The organism is Mycobacterium sp. MUNTM1, from assembly GCF_054660795.1.
Genome location: NZ_BAAGDE010000148.1, coordinates 1 through 679 on the forward strand (window position 1 = coordinate 1; position 679 = coordinate 679).

Consider the following 679-nt stretch of genomic DNA (forward strand, 5'->3'; position numbering starts at 1 on the left):
TATGCGGCCAGCGGTCCGGAGCGCGACGCGCTGGCCATCCCGGACTACGTCAAGCTGCTCGAAGCCGGGCTCAACGTCGTGACCACCAGCACCACCCGATTGGTCAACCCGCACGCCTACGAGCCCGCGGAGTGGCGCGACCAGTTGGTCGCCGCGGCCAGGCAGGGCCAGGTGTCGCTGTACGCCTCCGGGATCGAGCCGGGCTTCGCCGCCGACTATCTGCCCCTAGTGCTGTCCACCCAGTCTTCATCGATCGACAAGATCCACTCCTTCGAGATCGGCCTGTACGACGACTACGGGGTTCCCGACATCATGAGCGACGCGCTGGGCTTCGGCCGTCGGCTCGACTATCAGCCCTGGATCGGCTACCCCGGCGCCATCGCCGGCGAATGGCAGGGGCAGATCCGATTGATCGCCGACGCGTTGGGTGTCGAAGTCCAGGAAGTGCGCGAAAGTTTCGACCGTGCCGTCACCAACCGGACGCTGGAGGTCGCGATGGGCACCGTCGAGGCGGGGACCTGCGGCGCGCTGCGAATGCAGGCGATCGGCGTGGTCGACGGCCGGGAGGCCATCGTCATCGAGCACGTCACCCGGCTCGCGCACGACGTCGCCCCCGACTGGCCCACCGGGATCGGAGACCTGTCCTATCGCGTCATGATTTCCGGCGATCCGGACATCG

At 67.6% G+C, this 679-nt stretch carries 1 pseudogene; it reads left to right on the forward strand.

What is annotated here, in order from left to right:
* A pseudogene (locus ACYQ8K_RS30165) lies at positions 1-679 on the forward strand (dihydrodipicolinate reductase); the annotation flags it as partial.